Raw genomic sequence first — 17,556 nt, forward strand, 5'->3', positions numbered from 1 at the left:
TAGCGAGCGCTAGCGAGCGTATCGAGACCCCGGCGAGCACGACGCAGACGCGCCGAATAACGCACACTGGTCCGAATGACACACACTCGGGAAGTTGCTTCTGATCTGCGCATTCATGCCCTACTCAATGTCGGTGGTGCCTGGTTGACTTACGGGTATGGACAACCCGACCGCCGCACTGGAGAACATGATCGACGCCGCGTCGACCATCGATTCTTCCGCGCTGTGGGCGATGAGCGCGGATGATCTACTCCGCTTCACGGCGCGGGCAGAGGAAGCGGGGCGGGTCATCGACGCGCTCCGGGTGGCCACGGCCACGGAGGTCGACAAACGCAGCGACCCCGCATTCGGTTCGAACGGTTTGGCAGCGGCCCGCGGGTGTCGCAACGGGGTCGAATTGCTCGAACGCGTCACCGCCGCAGCATCCGGGACTGTTCGCCGACGGTTGAGGCTGGGCGCCACCGTGTTGCCGCGCACATCGGCGACCGGCGCGGCCCTGCCCGCCCTCTTCTCGACCGTCGGGGCCGCGTTGGCAACGGGTCGCATCGGGTTGGACGCGGCCGAGGCCATCACACGTGAACTGTCGACGGCTTCACCCCGAGCCGCGATCGATGACCTGCTGGTCGCCGAGCGACACCTGGTCGCTGCCGCGACAGGTCAGCAATTCATGCAACAAGACGGGGAGCCGGTGGCGTCCGAAACGCTCGCCACGTCTGAAACACCGGTGCCCGGCATGGCCGGTATGACCGGTATCCCGCTGCCGGCGGACCGGATCCGGATCCAGGCGCGAGCCTGGCGGGACGCTCTGGATCCCGACGGACTCGAGCCGTCTGCCGAAGAGGCCCTGCAACGCCGTGACTTCTGGATGTCTCGCACAGCAAAGAACGGTGTCCACCCGTTCGGCGGAGCCGTCACACCAGAGATCGCCGCAATCACCCTCGCAGTGATAGAGGCTGTCATCACCCCGCGGACCGCACCGAAATTTCTCGAGAAGGAAGAGAACGAGGAGCGAGGCATTGCGGCCGATCCGCGCACGGCCGGACAGCAGAAAGCCGACTTGTTCGCCGCGATGGTCAAATCTTTCGGCGCCTCGCAAGAGTTCAGCACCCCACCAACCGTACTGATCACCACAACCACCAACACACTCAACCCCGACACGGGCACCTCCACGGGAAAGATTTCCGGCATCGAAGACCCAATCCCGGCATCGGTCGTTCGTCAATTCGTCTGTGACGGTGGCGTCCAATCGGTGATCCTCAGCCCCGGCGGGCGCATCATCAAGCTGGGCAGCAAGTCCAGGTACTTCACGAAAGCACAACGCCGAGCCATGGCCGCGCGAGACGGACTGACGTGCATCGTGCCCGGCTGCCCCATCCCCGCCACAGCCTCAGAAGCACACCACGTCGTGCCCGATCACCGCGGCGGGCCAACCCACGTCGACAACGGCGTGCTCGCCTGCTGGTGGCACCACAGAATGCTCGACACAGGAATCTGGACCGTGACAATGCACCACGGCACACCCACCATCCACCCCCCGAACTGGCTCGCACAACTCGCCCGAACACCACGCCAATCACAAACCACACTCATGCGCACATGACCCCGCAGTGATGCGCCGGAATCGGCCCCGACCACCCGGTGAACAACGACACGCGCATCCTTCATCCCGCTCAACGCAACCGAAGGCAACAGGGCGATCATCCGCCACAAAAACGGCACCATCCAATGGGAAAGGGCCCTCGGCCACACCCACAACACCGCCCCACGAGCCTTCTAGCAACTCTCCTAACATCGCGAGAGACCGCGAGTCCACGACAACGACGACGGCTGCGGAAAGCGCGGCGGTGCGCGTCCGATACGCAATGCAACTGACGCGATGCGGCTCGTGCTTCCCGCGGACGGTTCAGATCCAGCCGTCGAGAGCGCGCAGAAAGCCGTCGAAGTCATCGCGATTGATGGTGTGGGTGGTGCCGACCACAGTGCGTACCTCGAAGCCCAGGGCCGTAAGACGGTCAGCAAGTTCCGGCGAAACGACCCCACGGGTGTCCGCCCGCACGACTAGGGACGGAACCATGGCGTGCTCCGGCACCCGCAACGCACCCTTCTGACTGAGTAGGGCCATCACACGGCGATCGAACGCGTGAAAATCCTCTGACTCGATTTGGGCATCCTGCCGATCCCAACGCGGATTCTTCGCCGCCACCTCATCAGTACTGCTCTTCAGCATCCGCCGCATCAGCAGCGGCATCAGCATCCGCTGCCACCACGCCATTTCGGGCATGTCGAACGCCGGATCAACGTATATCGCGCGCGTCGGCTGCAGGCGCTCGACGATCAGACTCAGCGTGAGCCCGCCAAGCGAATGGCCCATCGCCAACTCCGGGCCGGCAGGCACACTCTCCAACACGCTGTCGGCCAGCAACTGCATCGTATAGTGCTCGGCGCGCGGGCTTTGCCCGTGTCCGGGCAAGTCGACAGCGACCACGTGATAGCCGCGCTCCGCAAGTGCGGGCCCGGTCGTGCGCCAGTTGCGCGAACTGCTCATAACACCGTGAATCAGCACAGCGTACCGATCGCCGTCGCCCCACTCACGTGTGAAAAGTGTCATGGCTTCGAGCGTAACGGGAATGCACGCGATGGTTTCGAGACGCACTGCTCGCTGCGCTCGCGGCGCTCCTCAACCAACAGAAAGCAGCCTACTTCTCGGCGGTGTGGAACCGAAGCTGAGCCGCGGACAGCCCGTCGCTGGCGATCTGCTCGACCGCGTCAGCGGCATCCGTTATCAGAGACGGCAGCAGGGCGCGCTCTTCCTTGCTGAAGGCACGCAGCACATGGTCCGCGGCAGCGCGACTCCCGGGCGGGCGCCCGACGCCGACCCGCACACGAGTGAATTCCCCGGTGCCGATCGCCGCGATGATGTCACGCACACCCTTGTGGCCGCCGTGGCCGCCGCCGAATTTGAGCTTGAGGGTGTCGAACGGAATATCGAGCTCGTCTTGCAGCACGATCAAACGGTCCGGCTCCAGCGAATAGAACCGCAGAAGCTGCGCCACCGGGCCGCCAGACACGTTCATGTAGGTGTTCGGCTTCGCCAGCACGAACCGCGGCCCGCCCGGCACCACCCGGCCCTCGGCGACTGTCGCGTTGGTCTTGTGCGACTTGAACCTGGCGGATGCCCTGCTTGCCAATTCCGCCAACACCATCTGCCCGACATTGTGCCGGGTGTTGGCGTATTCGGCCCCCGGGTTGCCCAAGCCGACAACCAGCCAAGTCCGCTCGCTCATGTTTGCTTCATATCGTGACATCGGATCGTCAAGCCAGATCGTGAGACGGCTGCCGGGCCGGAGCGCGTCGCTCCGGCCCGGCATCCGTTCGTTGCTCTGTTCCTGGCTGACTACTACTCCGCGGCCGCCTCGGCCGCTGCGGCAGCACTCGCCTCGCTGGCGGCTTCTGCCACGGCCGCATCCGCAGCCTCGTCCGCAGCGGAGCCTGTCGGCACAGTGATGCCGACGATCAGCAGGTCGGGCTCATCGACCAGCACCGAACCGGCTGGCAGCGGAATGTCCTTGGCCAGCACATGCTGACCCTCTTCGAGACCCTCGATGTTGATGACGATCCGCTCAGGAATGTTCGTGGCCTCGGCCTCAAGACGGAGCGTGTTGACGTCGATCATCGCGATCGTGCCGGGGAAGGACTCGCCCTCCAGGTGCACGGGCACCTCGACGTGAACCTTCTCGCCCTTCTTGACGACGATGAGGTCGAGGTGCTCGATGATCTGGCGCACCGGATCCTTCTGCACATCCTTGACCAGTGCGAGTTGGCTCTTGCCTGCGATGTCCAGTTCAAGCACCGCGTTCGCCTTGCGCAGGATCAGGCCGATCTGGTGGCCGGGAAGAGTCACATGCTGCGGGGCTGTGCCGTGACCGTAGATCACAGCCGGAATCTTGCCAGCGGCCCGGATCTTGCGAGCCGCGCCCTTGCCAAAGTTCTCGCGTAGTTCTGCCGCGACCTTGTTACTGTCGTCACTCATGGTGGTGCACTCCTTGTTACGGGCTTTCAGCCCAGATATTCGATCTGTTGTTCAACTCGAACGCATGTCAGCGTGAGGAATAGCTGCAAAGCCGTACTCCACCGCGTCGATTACGGATGCCTCGATCCGGATGCCCGGAAGTCGCGCGGCAATCCCTCGCCGTAGTCCAAGGATCAAGCTTACACTGCCGCGGGCCGTACGCTCTTCCGCTGGTCGATCGGAGCGTATCGAGACCGCCCGGCGACGCCTCTGGTCTCGATACACTCGCTGGCGCTCGCTACTCGACCGCCAGATGGGTGCGCTTGCGCGCCAGGTCAGGCTTCACGCACGGCGGCGACGGCCGCGGTGACGACCAACTCGATACTCGCGCCGATATCAACGACGACGCTGCGCTCATCCGGCTGCAACGGTTCGAGCGTCGCCAGTTGTGAGTCGAGCAGGCTGGGTGGCATGAAATGACCAGTGCGGCCTTCGAGCCGCCCTGACAACACTTCGCGAGATCCATTCAGCAAAAGAAAAATTGCGCCCGGCGCCTCCGCGCGGATCGCATCACGGTATGCCCGCTTCAATGCAGAACAGGCGACGACCAGTCCCGTCCCTTCTGCGTCGGCGAGCACCCGCCCGACTTTTGCCAGCCACGGCCGCCTGTCGTCATCTGTCAACGGGGTGCCCGCAGCCATCTTCTGAACATTGGCGAGCGGATGCAAGGCATCGCCGTCCACGAAGGCGACGCCGAGGGCATCCGCCACCAAGGCACCGATCGTGCTCTTGCCCGAACCGGACACCCCCATCACGACGACAAGCGGATGCGACGATCTTTCGAACGACGACGCTGCGGCGAACGATGACACGTTTTCGGAAGCCATGCCTGTATTCTGCCGGGTCACCAATCGTGTACGGTGCCGTCGGCGAGACGGTTGTACGGAAGGTAGGCGGTTTCGTACGGGTACTTGCCGGCCTCGTCGACGTCGAACTCGACGCCGAGCCCCGGCTTCTCGCCGGGGTGCAGGTAGCCGTCGATGAACGTCATCGACTGGTCGAACACGGCGTTGGTCTTGTCGCCGTGCTGCATGTACTCCTGGATGCCGTAGTTGTGAATGGCGAGCCCGACGTGCAACTGTGCGGCGAATCCGACCGGCGAGATGTCGGTCGGCCCGTGGAAGCCGGACTTGATCTGGTACATCGCGGCGTAGTCCATGACCTTCTTCAGCGGGGTGATCCCGCCGAAGTGGGTGGATGCCGCCCGAACATAGTCGATCAGCTGCTCTTTGATGAGGTTCTGGAAATCCCACGCGGTGTTGAAGACCTCGCCGATGGCCAGAGGTGTCGTGGTGTGCTGCCGCAGCAGGCGCAGTGCCTCTTGATTCTCGGCGGGTGTGCAGTCCTCTAGCCAGAACAAATCGTAAGGCTCCAGAGACTTGCCGAGCTTCGCGGCCTGAAGCGGGGTCATCCGATGATGTCCATCGTGCAGAAGCGGAAGTTCCGGACCGAACTCGTTACGCACGGCCTCGAAGACGGTGGGAACGTGGCGCAGGTATGCACGCGTGTCCCATTCTTCCTGGGCGGGAAGCGCGCCACGCTGAGCGGGTTCATGGTCGTAGCGCACGCCCTCATTGCCCGGAAGGCCCTTGTTCGAGGCGATCCCGTAGATCGACTCGAGGCCGGGAACGCCGGTCTGCACCCGGATCGAACGGTAGCCGAGCGACTGGTGCTCGCGGATCGAGTCGAACAGCTCGGGCAGCTCCTTGCCGGAGGCATGGCCGTATGCCATCAGCCCGTTGCGGCTCGCACCGCCGAGCAACTGATACACGGGCATTCCGGCCGCCTTGCCCTTGATGTCCCACAACGCCATGTCAACGGCGGCGATCGACGCCATCGTCACCGGGCCGCGGCGCCAGTAGCCGCTGCGGTAAAGGAACTGCCAGGTGTCCTCGATGTTCTGCGGGTCGCGGCCGATCAGCAGCGGAACAACATGTTCACCCAGGTATGCCGCGACCGCGAGCTCACGCCCGTTGAGCGTCGCATCCCCGAGCCCGGTCAGCCCATCGTTGGTCGTGAGCTTGAGCGTCACGAAGTTGCGATCGGGGCTCGTGACGATGACCTCGGCCTTGTCAATTTTCATGTCGGTCCTTGTCCTGTGTTCGCGTTGCGTCGATTCTGCTCATGTTGCGTCGTTCCAGTTCGAGTTGCATCGTTTCTGATTGTGTTGCGTGAACTGCTATCTGAACGACCCCGCCGCTGCCACAACGGTCGCCAGAAAAGCGTCGTCCCGAGCGAGCTCAGGATCGATCAGATCGAGCAGACGCCGCGGGGCGCCGTCGTTGCGCGGCTCCCGTGCGCGTTGAATAGCTGCCGACTGCGCGTCCGCCAGGTCGATGCCGGCGCGCAACGACGCGATCCAGGCGCCGATGGCCACGGCACAGGCCTGCGCGCTACGGCCGGCGTCTCGTTCGGCCCGGGCGACGGCGGCAACGCGCACCCGCAGTTTGGTGGCGCCTTCCTTGCCGATCTGGCTGAGCTGATGCTCGATACGGGTGTTCTCGAAACGAGCCAGCAGCGCTGACCGGTATGCGTCGAGATCAAGTCCCTTCTGAGGCAGGTTTCGCGCGCATTCGTCCCAGAGCGCAGTCACCCAGCCTCGACAGACCGGATCGGTAATCGCATCCGCGACCGTTGTGTGGCCACGCACCAATCCAGCGTATGCCAAGAGACTGTGCGCACCGTTCAACAGCCAGAGCTTGCGTCGCTCGAACGGTGCGATGTCTTCGACGAAGCGGGCCCCCGCAGACTCCCACGCCGGGCGGCCAGCCGGAAACGCGCCCGAAAGCACCCAGTCTGTGAACGGCTCCGTGACCACCGGGGCGCTGTCGGCCCAGCCCGTCAACGCCGTCGCCGTCGCGATGTCGGCTGCGGTGGTCTTCGGGGTGATGCGATCAACGGATGTTGACACGAAGCTGACATTGTGGGCCAGCCACGCCGCCGTTTGCGGACTCACCCTCGCCGCGAGCGCCGTCAGGCCACGCCGAAGAAACTCGCCGTTGTTCGGCACATTGTCACAGGGCACGATCGCGAGCGCACCGGCGCCGGCGCGTCGACGCGCATCCAGCGCCAGGAGCAGTCGCCCGAGCGTCGTGACCGGGCTCACGCCTTGGCTCGCGCCTGGGCCCGTATCGGCGCCCATGCCCGCTGCCTGCAACAACTCGAGGTCTGCGACCACGAGTGGATCGTCGAGGTCCGGCAGCGCGTCAGCTGTCAGACGGTAGCCGGGCTCGGTGATCGTCAGCGTGATCACTGCCGTCGTCGGCGCTGCGACCAGTGCGATCAGCCGGGCAACATCGGCTCCGTCGACCGCCTCGACGATGCTGGAGATCACGGTCGCCGTGTCCTCGGCATCCGACCGCTCGATCAGGGTATAGAGGCCGTCCTGCGGGGCGAGCTGCCGGGCGGCCGCCCGGGAGCGTCCGGTGAATGAGGCAATCCCCCAGTTGTCGCTGTCCCGAGCATTCGCCGTATACCAGGCCTGATGAGCACGGTGAAACGCACCGAGGCCGATATGCACCATTCGCACCGGCGGTGTCACATGCGTGACGCCGCTGCGTCGGTCGTACGACTGCCGGGTGAGCGGGACGGGTGTTGCGGCGGCGGCATTCATAGCTTGAATACGGCACGTGGCATGGTATCGACGAGGTCGTGCGCGATGCGCTCCGCGGTCTTCTGGTCGAGTCGGCCCTCGCGCACGAGCCGCGCCAGGAACGCCGCATCGAGACGCCTGGACATGTCGTGGCGAGCGGGAATCGACATGAATGCACGCGTGTCGTCGATGAAGCCAGAACTTCGATAAAACCCGGCTGTCTCAGTAACCGCCGCGCGGAACCGTTGCACGGAATCGGGCGCATCGAGGAACCACCAGGGTGCGCCGATGTACACGCTCGGATAGAAACCGGCCAGCGGCGCGATCTCCCGGGAGTATGACGTCTCGTCGACGCTGAACAGCACCAGGTGAAAGTCGGGATTGTTGCCGTAGCGATCCAGCAGCGGCTTGAGCGGTGCGACATAGTTGGTGCGAACCGGGATGTCGGCACCCATGTCGGGCCCGAACCGCTCGAAAGTCTCGGTGCTGTGATTGCGATGCACGCCCGGGTGGATCGTCATGACCAGGCCGTCATCGACGCTCATTCGTGCCATCTGAAGCAGCATGTGGCCGCTGAAGGCGCGCGCCTCCTCCGCTGTCAACGTTCCCTCGAGCCCTTTGGCGAACAGCGCGGAGCCCTCGGCGTGGTCGATTTCGACCGCCAGCGGCTGCACGACGGCGTGGTCAGCCGAAACGGCACCGTGCTGGACGAAGTAGCGTCGGCGTCCGGCCAGCGCGTCGAGGTAGCCGGAGAAACTCGAATCCGCAGAACCGTTCCACTGAGCGAGCGCGGCAACGCGCGCGGCCCAGCCGTGCGAGGTCGGGTCGAGATACGCATCCGGTCGAAAAGTCGGAACGACACGGCCATGAAACGTCGGATCGGAACGGAGGGCGCCGTGGGCGGCGAGATCGCTCATGGGGTCATCGGTGGTGGCGAGCACCTCGATGCCGAACCGTTCGAATAGCGCGCGCGGCCGGAACGCGGGGGTGTGCAACGCCGCCTGGATCGTGTCGAAGAGCTCGTCGGCGTTTTGCGAATCGGGCAGTTCGCCGATCTCGAACAGCCGCGCGAAAACATCGCGCAACCAGTAACCGGATGCCGTGCCTGCGAACAAGTGCCAGTTGCGGCAGAACGTGGCCCACACCGCGCGCGGCGGCGCGACGACGCGACCGCGTTCATCTGCCACGCCGAGCTCGGTGAGGTCCACACCGGCCGCGTGCAGCAGCCGCGTCACGTAGTGGTCGTAGCGAATGAACAGCTCGGCCGGGTCGCCGAACGCTTCGTCTGCCACCAGCAGGCGAGGGTCGACATGGCCGTGTGGCGAGATGATCGGCAGAGCTTCGACCGTTTCGTAGAGGCCGCGAGCAATGTCGCGCGTTCGGGGATCGACGGGAAACAGGCGGTCGGGGTCCAACTCTAACGGCGTGCTCACTGCTCCATTCAATCGCCGGCGAAGAGCTTTGTCAACCGGTTGCCAAAATGTGCGTTCGCATCGTTCTGCCCCGGCAGACTGCTCATCGAATAGCGGATGCAGATGCAGATGGAGTTGGTCCGGTTGGAGCTGGACCGGTGGAGCCGCGAACGATCAGCTCCGTTGCAAGCGGCGCAAGCGCGTCCGCTCGGGCGGCGGATGCGTCGTGCTGCGCGCCCGCGACGCGCTCGAGCGTTCGAAGCACCGCGAGTTCGCCGAGGGCTCCGAGCGGTGTACGAATCGTGCTGAGCGGTGGTGCGGTGAAATCAGAGCCGAAGATGTCGTCGCATCCGATGATGCTCAGCCGTTCTGGCACCCGTTGCCCATTCTCCTGCAGCGCCCGGAGTAACCCGATTGCCATCAGATCGTTGTAGGCGAGCACCGCGCTTGCACCGCACGCCATGATCCGCTCGTACGCGTCGCGCCCACCTTCCAGAGTTGGAGCCCCTGGCCCGATTTCGACGATCGTCATGCCGCGCTGCCGCGCCTTGGCTAGGATGAGGCGCCACCGAGCGGTGTTCATCCACGAGTCCGCGGGCCCGGAGAGGTAGGCAAGCGAGCGATGCCCGAAGGTCGCGATCAGATCGAGAGCCTGATCGATCCCGGGCTCGCTGTCGGCGACCAGCGTGTCGACGCCCTCGATTCGACGATTGACGACAACCAGCGGCTTGCGATCAGCCAGTTCACGGATCTGGTTGTCACTCGAACGCGTCGCGACGAGAACGAGCCCGTCGACGGATTGCTCGATGCGCGACGCCGTTTCGATCTCCAACTCGCCGGATTCGTGCGATTCGGCCAACACCAGGGTGTATCCGGCCTGTGCTGCGGCCCGCTCGGCGCCGCGGATGAATGGAAAGAAGACCGGGTTCGTGATATCGGCCACGATCAAGCCCAGAGTGTTGGTGTGCCCGGTTGGTAACGCTCGTGCCATTGGGTTCACCCGATAGTGCAGAGTCTCGGCTGCATCTTGGATGAGCTTCTCCGTCTTGGCGCTGATCCGGCCCGGCTTGCTCAGCGCGCGAGACACCGTCGACGGGTTCACTCCCGCGAGCCGTGCGATGTCGTAGATCGTCGGCGCCTTCGGCGTGTTCGGCCCGTTCGGCGCGTCGCTGTTCTCGTTCATGACTCACGTTCGGGAAAGAGGCCCTCTGCGCGAATACGCCGGTTCAGCAGGGCTAAGAATTCGTCTTCGTCGAAGTCGATCGGTACTTCACGCCCGAGCCAGCTCGACAGGTGGATTGCGTTGGCGAGACGAACTCCGCGAATGCCGTCCGAGCCGGGTGCGATCAGGGCAGTGCCGTGCAGGATGTTCGCGGCGAAGTTCTCGAGCACGCCCACGTGCTGAGCACCCCAGGCCGAGTCGAATGCTAGGGTCTCTTCGGTGTAGAAGTCCTTCGTGTCCAATGCCCCGCTGAATAGTTGCGCCACTTCAGCCGCGCCGATGGAGTCGCTGAGTTCACGTTCGGGGCGTGTCAACCGGGTGATCACCGCCGTCTTGCTGTCTGCCACCACGATTTTGCCCGCATCGCCGAGAATTTCGAAACGATCGGTGCCGGTCAGATCATGTGTTGCCGTGACGAACACGCCGGTAGCTCCCTCACCGTAATCCAGGAGCGCTGTCACCTCGTCTTCGACTCCGATGTTGCGGCGGAAGCCATAGCCGACCTTGGCATACACCGATTTGGGCATCCCGCAGATCCATTGCAGTAGATCGAGCTGGTGCGGGGCCTGATTGACGAGCACCCCGCCGCCCTCGCCACCCCAGGTTGCACGCCAATCGCTCTGGTCGTAGTAGCCCTGTGGGCGCCACCAGGTTGTGATGATCCAATTGGTGCGGCGGATCGCACCGATCTCACCGGCTTCGACGATCTGCTTGATTCGACGGTATAGAGGGTTGTTGCGCTGATTGAACATGACGGCGAATGTCAGGTCCGGCTTCGTCGCGGCGAAGGCGTTCAACCGCGCAACCTGTTTCGTGTACACGCCTGTCGGCTTCTCCACCAGCACGTGGAGGCCGCGACTCAGAGCGTCGATTGCCAACTGGGGATGCAGGTAATGCTGCACGCATGTGACCACCGCGTCCACGCTGTCAGAGTCGAGCAACGCAAGCGGATCGTCGTACAGCGACACATCCGGATACAGTGCGCGCGCCCGATCTCTGGCCGCAGAATCAACGTCCGCAATCGCGGTGAGGGCCATGTTCGGCACCCGGCCCGCCGCCAGGAAACCCGCATAGAGCGCGCCCTGTGTGCCGAATCCGATGATGCCCAGCCGAACCGTCTTCGCCGTGGATTCAGGTGTGGTCATTGCGTGTGCACTCCTAGTTCAGCGATCAAACCTGCGAAGGCGCGGGCCGCTCGGCCGAACTCGGTCGGACCGGAGAACCCGCCGAGCTCGAACGCATCAACGAGGTGCGGTTCGAGTGAGACGAAGCCGTCGTAGCCGTCGTCGCGCAGGGCAGTGAGTGTTTCCCGCAGTTGTCCGTCTCCCTCTCCGGCCGGCACAACGCGCCCCGTTGCAGCGACAGCGTCCTTGACCTGGAGGTAGTCGAGGTAGGGGCGCAGCAGCGCGTAACCGTCGGTGTACGGTTCAACGCCCACCTGGACGAAGTTCGCGCTGTCCCAGGCCAGGCGAAGCGCACTCGACCCGACGGACTCGACCAGGTCGAGCACCCGCTCCGGAACATCGCCATAGATTGCTTTCTCGTTCTCATGCAGCAGGGTGATGTGCTCCTTCTCCGCCTCGTCGGCGAGCAGGCGCATCCGCGTCATGACGTCGTCGCGGATGCGCCCGACAGGAACACCGTCTGCTCGAAAGAAGGAGAACACTCGAATGTTCGCGGTGTCGAGCGCGTGCGCGACGTGGATCACGCGCCGCAATCGCTGGACCTCGAACTCGGCGTCCAGCGAGACATCCACCTTGCCGATCGGCGAAGCGATGGCGGAGACCGCCATCTGCTGCTCGACAAGCAGCGAGCGCAGAGCATTCAGTTGATCATCGTCGAGGTCGACGACGTTCACACCCCACGCGCTGCGCACCTCGAGATGGTTGGCACCCAGTGCGTGAAGCACGGCCATCTGGATGCGCGGGTCCGGGTCGATCTCATCGCCGAACCCGCTCAGGGTCCACGTGAACGCCGATGCCCGGCTCATGTCATTTCTCCTTCTCCGCGAACAGGTTTCCATAGCCGAGCGCGACCAGATTGTCGAAGGAGGTCTGAAGGCACTCGATCGGCGTGCGACCGTATTGTTCGTCCTGTTCGACGAGCAAATACTGCGCACCGATGGCCAGACTGGTCTCGATGATCGACGCGAAGTCGAGGTTGCCCTCGCCGACTTCCGCGAACTGTACGATGCCGGCGAAGGCACGCGAGAACGCGCCGCCGTCCCCTGCGGCCAACGCCGCGAACGCCTCGTCGGGAATTCGGCCGATGCGGTAGTCCTTCAAATGCACCATCGCGACGCGGTCGCCATACTTCTTCAACACCGCAACGGGATCGAGCCCGCCCCGCTGTACCCAGTGCACGTCGATCTCGAGACCCATGAGCGGCGCGCGGTCCGCAATGACATCGAGCAGGTAGCGGCCGTCGTACCTTCCGAAGTCGATGTGGTGATTGTGGTAGTACAGGTCGATGCCGTGGTCTTTCAACCGTGCGGCCAGTTCATTGCTGCGATCGCAGAAGTCGAGGACCTTCGGCAGCGAGGCCATCGCGTCGTACGGCAGCATGCCGATGCGAATCATGGATGCGTCAAGCGCTTTCGCGTCTGCGACGACCTTCTCGAAGTCCTCGTCGAGCGAATCATTGGCGGCCGCGCCGCCGGCTTCGACCACGGCGGACAACGCCGCAATGTTCATGCCGAGCTCTGCGCGTGCACGCTGCAACTCCGCGACGTTCTCCGGCGTCATCGGGATCTGTGAGACCTCAACCGCGTGATAGCCGATCTCACTGACCGCGCGCAGCGTCTCGAACGGACCATCGTGTGCGAAGTTCTGCTTCAGCATCATCGCCTGTACGCCGATCTGCGCCATCCGGACCCCTCGCTTTGTCGTGCTCTTGCATCAGGTCGCCATGTTCTTGGCAAGCGATTGCCAGCACTGCTGACCAGTGTAGCGAAAAGTCCAGCACGCAATCCAGGCCGGTGACCGGGTGAGATGACCCGCTGGGTACACTGGCCCCCATGTCGAGCGAACAGCCGAGAATGCAGAGGCCCCGCGTCGGATTCGTCGGCGTCGGAACCATGGGCGAACCGATGGCGTTGAATCTCCTACGGTCAGGCCGAGTCTCGGCGGTGCTGCTCTACGCTCGTTCGCCACAACGGCTCGAGGGCCTCGTTGCCGCCGGTGCGACTGTGAGCCCGACGCCGCGGCACCTGGCAGAGGCAAGCGACGTGATCGTCTCCATGCTGCCCGATCTGCCCGAATTGCATACGCTGCTGCTCGGCGAGGGCGGCGAACACAGCGAACACAGCGAACACAGCATTCTTGCCGGAATCCGCTCCCCCACGCTCCTCGTGATTTCCTCGACGTCGGCGCCTGAAGGCGTGCGAGAACTTGCCGCGCAGTTGGCAGTCGACACACGCGGATTGCTCCGCGTCATCGACGCGCCGGTCAGTGGCGGGCCCGAGGGCGCAGCATCCGCAGAATTGTCGATCATGGTCGGCGGTGACGCCGCCGACTTCAAGATCGTCGAACCGATCCTGCGTGCGATGGGAACTCCAGTACTGCTCGGTCCGCTCGGGTCAGGGCAGGTCGCGAAGGCATGCAACCAGCTGATCGTCGCCTCCACAATGCTCGCTCTGGCAGAAGCGAGCGTGATTGCAGAACGCAGCGGACTCGACCTCGCACGACTGCTGCCTGTGTTGCAGGGTGGCTACGCCGGCGGTCGGCTGCTCGACACCCGCGCGCAGCGCCTGATTGAGAAGGACTATTCCGTTCTGGGCGCGGCCAAGCTGCTCGTGAAAGACCTCGGCTTCGCCCGGACGCAGGCAGAGGTGACCGGCACCGTCGCACCGCAGTTGACTGCGGCATACGACACGTACTCTGACCTGGTCGATCGAGGCTTCGGCGAGCAGGACATGAGCGTCGCACAGGCATACGTTTCGTCGCTACTGTTTCGTCACAGTGACGCCCATCCGCTGCCACCGTTCTAGGCTGGTCACGTGCGCACGCTGCCGAGCACACCATCGGTCGGGCCCGCCTACCCCACTTTCCCCGTCAGCATCTGTTCCTGAAGGAGTCTTTCCGTGTCAGAAGTAGCAACAGCAAATATCGGCGTCGTCGGCCTGGCGGTGATGGGTTCTAACCTTGCCCGCAACCTTGCGAGCCGTGACGGCAACACGGTTGCCGTGTACAACCGCACGTACGCCCGTACGGAAGAACTGCTGAGCGAACACCCGGAGGCCGGGTTCGTCGCATCCGAGAACGTCGACGAATTCGTCGCGTCGCTGGCGAAGCCGCGCACGGCGATCATCATGGTGCAGGCCGGTGCCGGCACTGACGCGGTCATCACCCAGCTGGCCGAACGGTTCGAACCGGGAGACATCATTGTCGACGGCGGCAACGCGTTGTTCACAGACACGATCCGTCGTGAGAAGGCGATTAGCGCCAGCGGCATCCACTTCGTCGGTGCCGGCATCTCCGGCGGCGAGGAAGGCGCGCTGAAGGGCCCGTCGATCATGCCCGGCGGGTCGGTCGAGTCGTACAAGACTCTCGGGCCGATCCTCGAGTCAATCGCGGCCATTGCCGAGGGCGAGCCCTGTGTCACGCACGTCGGGACCGACGGTGCCGGGCACTTCGTGAAGATGATCCACAACGGCATCGAATATGCGGATATGCAGCTGATCGCGGAAGCCTACGACCTGCTGCGCAACGTTGCCGGGCTCTCGCCCACCGAGATCGCGGATGTCTTCACGCAGTGGAACTCGGGCGCACTCGAGTCGTACCTGATCGAGATCACCGCTGAGGTGTTGCGTCAGGTCGACGCGGAAACCGGCAAACCGTTCGTGGACATCGTTCTCGACCAGGCCGGTTCGAAGGGCACCGGCGTGTGGACCGTGCAGAACGCCCTCGCGCTCGGCGTGCCGGTCGGCGGCATCGCCGAGGCCGTGTTCGCACGGGCCGTCTCCAGCCACCCGGAGCAGCGCGAGGCCGTGCAGGCCACGATCACGCATCGCCCGACGCCGGTCGCGGTCGGCGACGGCTTCGCAGACGACGTGCGCGCCGCCCTGTACGCGTCGAAGGTCGTTGCGTACGCGCAGGGCTTCGATGCGATCATCGCAGGAGCCAAAGAATACGACTGGGACATCAACAAGGGCAATATCGCGAAGATCTGGCGCGGCGGTTGCATCATCCGCGCGCAGTTCCTCAACCGCATTGTGGATGCCTACGCTGCGAACCCGAACATCGCCTCGCTTCTCGAGGACCCCTACTTCGCTCAGGCGGTCGCAGACGGTGGGGATGCCTGGCGCCGGATCGTCTCGACAGCCGCGCTCTCAGGCATCCCGGTTCCGGGATTCGCCTCTGCGCTGAGCTATTACGACTCGCTCGCCTCGAAGCGGCTGCCAGCCGCACTCGTGCAGGGGCAGCGCGACTTCTTCGGGGCGCACACCTACAGGCGCGTCGACAAGCCGGGCGTATTCCACACTCTGTGGGCCGGCGACCGCAGCGAGATCGCGACGGTGCCCTCGACCCACTAGTCGGGTACCCACCCAGAATCACGCCAGCACGGGCACACGGGCCGTTAGTCGGCTACGTCTGTTAGTCGCCCACGTCGTCTGTTAGTCGCCTACATCATCCGGTGGCTTGCGAATGAAGAACGCAGCAACGATCACGAACAGCGACAGGATCGCGCCGACGAAGAATGCGGCACTCATGCCCCCTGCCGCAGCCTGCTGAGCTGTTGATGTACCCGCAAGCGACGCGGCCTGCACCGACATGACCGTGACGAACAGGGCTGTGCCTGCCGCGCCAGCCATCTGCTGCACAGTGCCGACGATCGCGCTGCCGTGCGAGTACAGAGACGGTTTGACCGCGCCCAGCCCGGCCGTGAACAGCGGAGTGAACAAAAGGGCGAGCCCGATGCTCAGTGTGACGTGTGCCGCAAGCACGAAGTACGGTGATGTGGTCGCGCCGACTGTAGTCAAGGCCCACATGCCTGCGCTCACGATGATCGATCCCGGCGCGGCCAACGGCATCGGACCGAACCGGTCGTAGAGCCTGCCGACGAATGGGGCGAGCAGTCCCATCACCAAACCACCGGGCAACAACAGCAGGCCGGTCTCGAGCGGTGCGACTCCCAGCACCTGCTGTAGATAGATCGGGATCAGGATGATCACACCGAAGAGGGTTGCCGTCGCCAACGCCATCATCGCGACCGCGACGGAAAAGATCGGCGCACGGAACGTGCGCAGGTCAAGCAGCGCGCGGTTGCTGCGCTGCAGCGCCAGCTGCCGCACGATGAAACCAACAAGTGCGGCACCGCCGACGCTCAGTGCAATCGCCATCAGGAGGTTCGAGCTCGACGCCTGACTGGCAGAACCCGCCTGGTCGCCGGCCCCGATGAGGCTCAGACCGTAGACGAGCCCGCCGAAGCCGAAGGCGGACAGCACGACCGAGAACACGTCGAGCGGCACTCGCTTGGGCTCAGTGACATTCTTCATCTGCCAGATGCCGAACAGCAGCATGCCGACCGAGATCGGCAAAACAAGCCAGAACATCCAACGCCAGGTCAGGGTGCTGAGGATCACGCCGGAAATAGTCGGGCCGATTGCCGGTGCCACCGAAATGACGATCGACACATTGCCCATGGTCTTGCCACGGCTGGCTGCGGGCACAAGGGTCATCAGTGTCGTCATCAACAACGGCAGCATGATGGCAGTGCCGCACGCCTGCACGATGCGTGCCGCAAGCAGAACCTCGAAATTCGGGGCAAGGGCGGCCAGCAGCGTCCCGAGCGAGAACGAGGTCATTGCCGTGATGTAGACCGGTCGCGTATTGAAGCGCTGCAGCAGAAACCCGGTGATCGGAATGACGACCGCCGTCGTCAACATGAACACCGTGGTCAGCCACTGCCCCGTGCGCGCATCGATGTGCAGGTCGAGCATGATGTCACGCAGAGCGACATTCATGATCGTCTCGTTGAGGATGACCACGAAGGTGGCGCTCAACAGCAGCCAGATCACGCGTGAGTTGCGCTTGGCCGTGGCAGCGCTGGCCACCCCGAGCGCAGATGCGTCGACAGCGTTTACGTCGACGGCGTGTGCGTCGACAGCGTGTGCGTCGACAGGGTGTGCGCCCGCAGTTGTCAGCGGGCCCGGCGCGGATTCTGTCACTGATCAAGCGTACCCGGCACCGCCGACATCCGCAGGGCCAGGCGCCGCCGAGGGCGCGACCGCAATAGGCTACGAGGGTGCCGACGCGCGGGG

At 64.2% G+C, this 17,556-nt stretch carries 15 protein-coding genes; 3 read left to right on the forward strand and 12 right to left on the reverse strand.

The window, feature by feature from the left end; genetic code table 11:
- Positions 1-157: 157 nt before the first annotated feature.
- Positions 158-1,600 carry an HNH endonuclease gene (locus QU604_RS15245; protein ID WP_308465470.1) on the forward strand — a complete coding sequence of 481 codons (1,443 nt, stop codon included), beginning with the start codon at positions 158-160 and terminating at the stop codon, positions 1,598-1,600.
- A 303-nt stretch (positions 1,601-1,903) separates the two neighbouring features.
- Here QU604_RS15245 and QU604_RS15250 read toward each other — a convergent pair whose 3' ends face one another.
- The 11 genes from QU604_RS15250 to QU604_RS15300 all read right to left on the reverse strand — a co-directional run bounded on the left by QU604_RS15250 (position 1,904) and on the right by QU604_RS15300 (position 13,162).
- Positions 1,904-2,608 (reverse strand): alpha/beta fold hydrolase, encoded by a 705-nt coding sequence (locus QU604_RS15250; RefSeq protein ID WP_308465471.1) that lies wholly within the window; start codon positions 2,606-2,608, stop codon positions 1,904-1,906.
- A gap of 88 nt (positions 2,609-2,696) precedes the next feature.
- A complete protein-coding gene (gene pth, locus QU604_RS15255) occupies positions 2,697-3,284 on the reverse strand; it encodes an aminoacyl-tRNA hydrolase (protein ID WP_308465472.1) in 588 nt (195 codons plus the stop codon).
- Between the two features lie 113 nt (positions 3,285-3,397).
- Positions 3,398-4,030 (reverse strand): 50S ribosomal protein L25/general stress protein Ctc, encoded by a 633-nt coding sequence (locus tag QU604_RS15260; protein WP_308465473.1) that lies wholly within the window; start codon positions 4,028-4,030, stop codon positions 3,398-3,400.
- A gap of 314 nt (positions 4,031-4,344) precedes the next feature.
- A complete protein-coding gene (locus QU604_RS15265; RefSeq protein ID WP_308465474.1) occupies positions 4,345-4,896 on the reverse strand; it encodes a gluconokinase in 552 nt (183 codons plus the stop codon).
- A 17-nt stretch (positions 4,897-4,913) separates the two neighbouring features.
- Complete coding sequence (gene manD, locus QU604_RS15270; RefSeq protein ID WP_308465475.1) at positions 4,914-6,152, reverse strand: D-mannonate dehydratase ManD; 1,239 nt, start codon at positions 6,150-6,152, stop codon at positions 4,914-4,916.
- Positions 6,153-6,248: 96 nt separating this feature from the next.
- Positions 6,249-7,682, reverse strand: coding sequence for a mannitol dehydrogenase family protein (locus tag QU604_RS15275; protein ID WP_308465476.1), 1,434 nt, complete (start codon positions 7,680-7,682; stop codon positions 6,249-6,251).
- Positions 7,679-9,094: a glucuronate isomerase gene (uxaC, locus tag QU604_RS15280; RefSeq protein WP_308465477.1), complete on the reverse strand. Its 1,416-nt coding sequence runs from the start codon at positions 9,092-9,094 to the stop codon at positions 7,679-7,681. Before uxaC ends, QU604_RS15275 begins: the two co-directional genes overlap by 4 nt.
- A gap of 82 nt (positions 9,095-9,176) precedes the next feature.
- Complete coding sequence (locus tag QU604_RS15285; protein WP_308465478.1) at positions 9,177-10,256, reverse strand: LacI family DNA-binding transcriptional regulator; 1,080 nt, start codon at positions 10,254-10,256, stop codon at positions 9,177-9,179.
- Entirely contained in the window at positions 10,253-11,440 is a 1,188-nt protein-coding gene (locus tag QU604_RS15290) for a Gfo/Idh/MocA family protein (RefSeq protein WP_308465479.1), read from the reverse strand. Before QU604_RS15290 ends, QU604_RS15285 begins: the two co-directional genes overlap by 4 nt.
- Entirely contained in the window at positions 11,437-12,285 is an 849-nt protein-coding gene (locus QU604_RS15295) for a sugar phosphate isomerase/epimerase family protein (protein ID WP_308465480.1), read from the reverse strand. The genes QU604_RS15290 and QU604_RS15295 overlap by 4 nt, the downstream gene beginning before the upstream one ends.
- A 1-nt stretch (position 12,286) precedes the next feature.
- Positions 12,287-13,162, reverse strand: a complete 876-nt coding sequence (locus tag QU604_RS15300) for a sugar phosphate isomerase/epimerase family protein (protein WP_308465481.1) — start codon at positions 13,160-13,162, stop codon at positions 12,287-12,289.
- Between the two features lie 149 nt (positions 13,163-13,311).
- On the opposite strand from QU604_RS15300, the gene QU604_RS15305 reads away from it, so the two are divergent.
- Both QU604_RS15305 and gndA read left to right on the forward strand, forming a co-directional pair.
- Positions 13,312-14,283 (forward strand): NAD(P)-dependent oxidoreductase, encoded by a 972-nt coding sequence (locus QU604_RS15305; RefSeq protein ID WP_308465482.1) that lies wholly within the window; start codon positions 13,312-13,314, stop codon positions 14,281-14,283.
- Between the two features lie 141 nt (positions 14,284-14,424).
- Complete coding sequence (gene gndA / locus QU604_RS15310) at positions 14,425-15,828, forward strand: NADP-dependent phosphogluconate dehydrogenase (RefSeq protein ID WP_308468938.1); 1,404 nt, start codon at positions 14,425-14,427, stop codon at positions 15,826-15,828.
- An 81-nt stretch (positions 15,829-15,909) separates the two neighbouring features.
- On the opposite strand, the gene QU604_RS15315 is transcribed toward gndA, so the two are convergent.
- The gene (locus QU604_RS15315; RefSeq protein ID WP_308468939.1) at positions 15,910-17,349 is read right to left on the reverse strand and encodes a DHA2 family efflux MFS transporter permease subunit; all 1,440 of its coding nucleotides are present in this window, start codon (positions 17,347-17,349) and stop codon (positions 15,910-15,912) included.
- Positions 17,350-17,556 lie beyond the last annotated feature (207 nt).

Origin of the sequence: Rathayibacter sp. SW19, from assembly GCF_030866825.1 — a bacterium.
Lineage (GTDB): Bacteria > Actinomycetota > Actinomycetes > Actinomycetales > Microbacteriaceae > Rathayibacter_A > Rathayibacter_A soli.

What these genes read in the sequence shown, in the direction of transcription:
- QU604_RS15245 (WP_308465470.1), top strand. Translation starts at nt 158, where the DNA reads ATGGACAACCCGACCGCCGCACTGGAGAACATGATCGACGCCGCGTCG.
- QU604_RS15250 (WP_308465471.1), bottom strand. Translation starts at nt 2,608, where the DNA reads ATGACACTTTTCACACGTGAGTGGGGCGACGGCGATCGGTACGCTGTG.
- pth (WP_308465472.1), bottom strand. Translation starts at nt 3,284, where the DNA reads ATGAGCGAGCGGACTTGGCTGGTTGTCGGCTTGGGCAACCCGGGGGCC.
- QU604_RS15260 (WP_308465473.1), bottom strand. Translation starts at nt 4,030, where the DNA reads ATGAGTGACGACAGTAACAAGGTCGCGGCAGAACTACGCGAGAACTTT.
- QU604_RS15265 (WP_308465474.1), bottom strand. Translation starts at nt 4,896, where the DNA reads ATGGCTTCCGAAAACGTGTCATCGTTCGCCGCAGCGTCGTCGTTCGAA.
- manD (WP_308465475.1), bottom strand. Translation starts at nt 6,152, where the DNA reads ATGAAAATTGACAAGGCCGAGGTCATCGTCACGAGCCCCGATCGCAAC.
- QU604_RS15275 (WP_308465476.1), bottom strand. Translation starts at nt 7,682, where the DNA reads ATGAATGCCGCCGCCGCAACACCCGTCCCGCTCACCCGGCAGTCGTAC.
- QU604_RS15285 (WP_308465478.1), bottom strand. Translation starts at nt 10,256, where the DNA reads ATGAACGAGAACAGCGACGCGCCGAACGGGCCGAACACGCCGAAGGCG.
- QU604_RS15290 (WP_308465479.1), bottom strand. Translation starts at nt 11,440, where the DNA reads ATGACCACACCTGAATCCACGGCGAAGACGGTTCGGCTGGGCATCATC.
- QU604_RS15295 (WP_308465480.1), bottom strand. Translation starts at nt 12,285, where the DNA reads ATGAGCCGGGCATCGGCGTTCACGTGGACCCTGAGCGGGTTCGGCGAT.
- QU604_RS15300 (WP_308465481.1), bottom strand. Translation starts at nt 13,162, where the DNA reads ATGGCGCAGATCGGCGTACAGGCGATGATGCTGAAGCAGAACTTCGCA.
- QU604_RS15305 (WP_308465482.1), top strand. Translation starts at nt 13,312, where the DNA reads ATGTCGAGCGAACAGCCGAGAATGCAGAGGCCCCGCGTCGGATTCGTC.
- gndA (WP_308468938.1), top strand. Translation starts at nt 14,425, where the DNA reads ATGGGTTCTAACCTTGCCCGCAACCTTGCGAGCCGTGACGGCAACACG.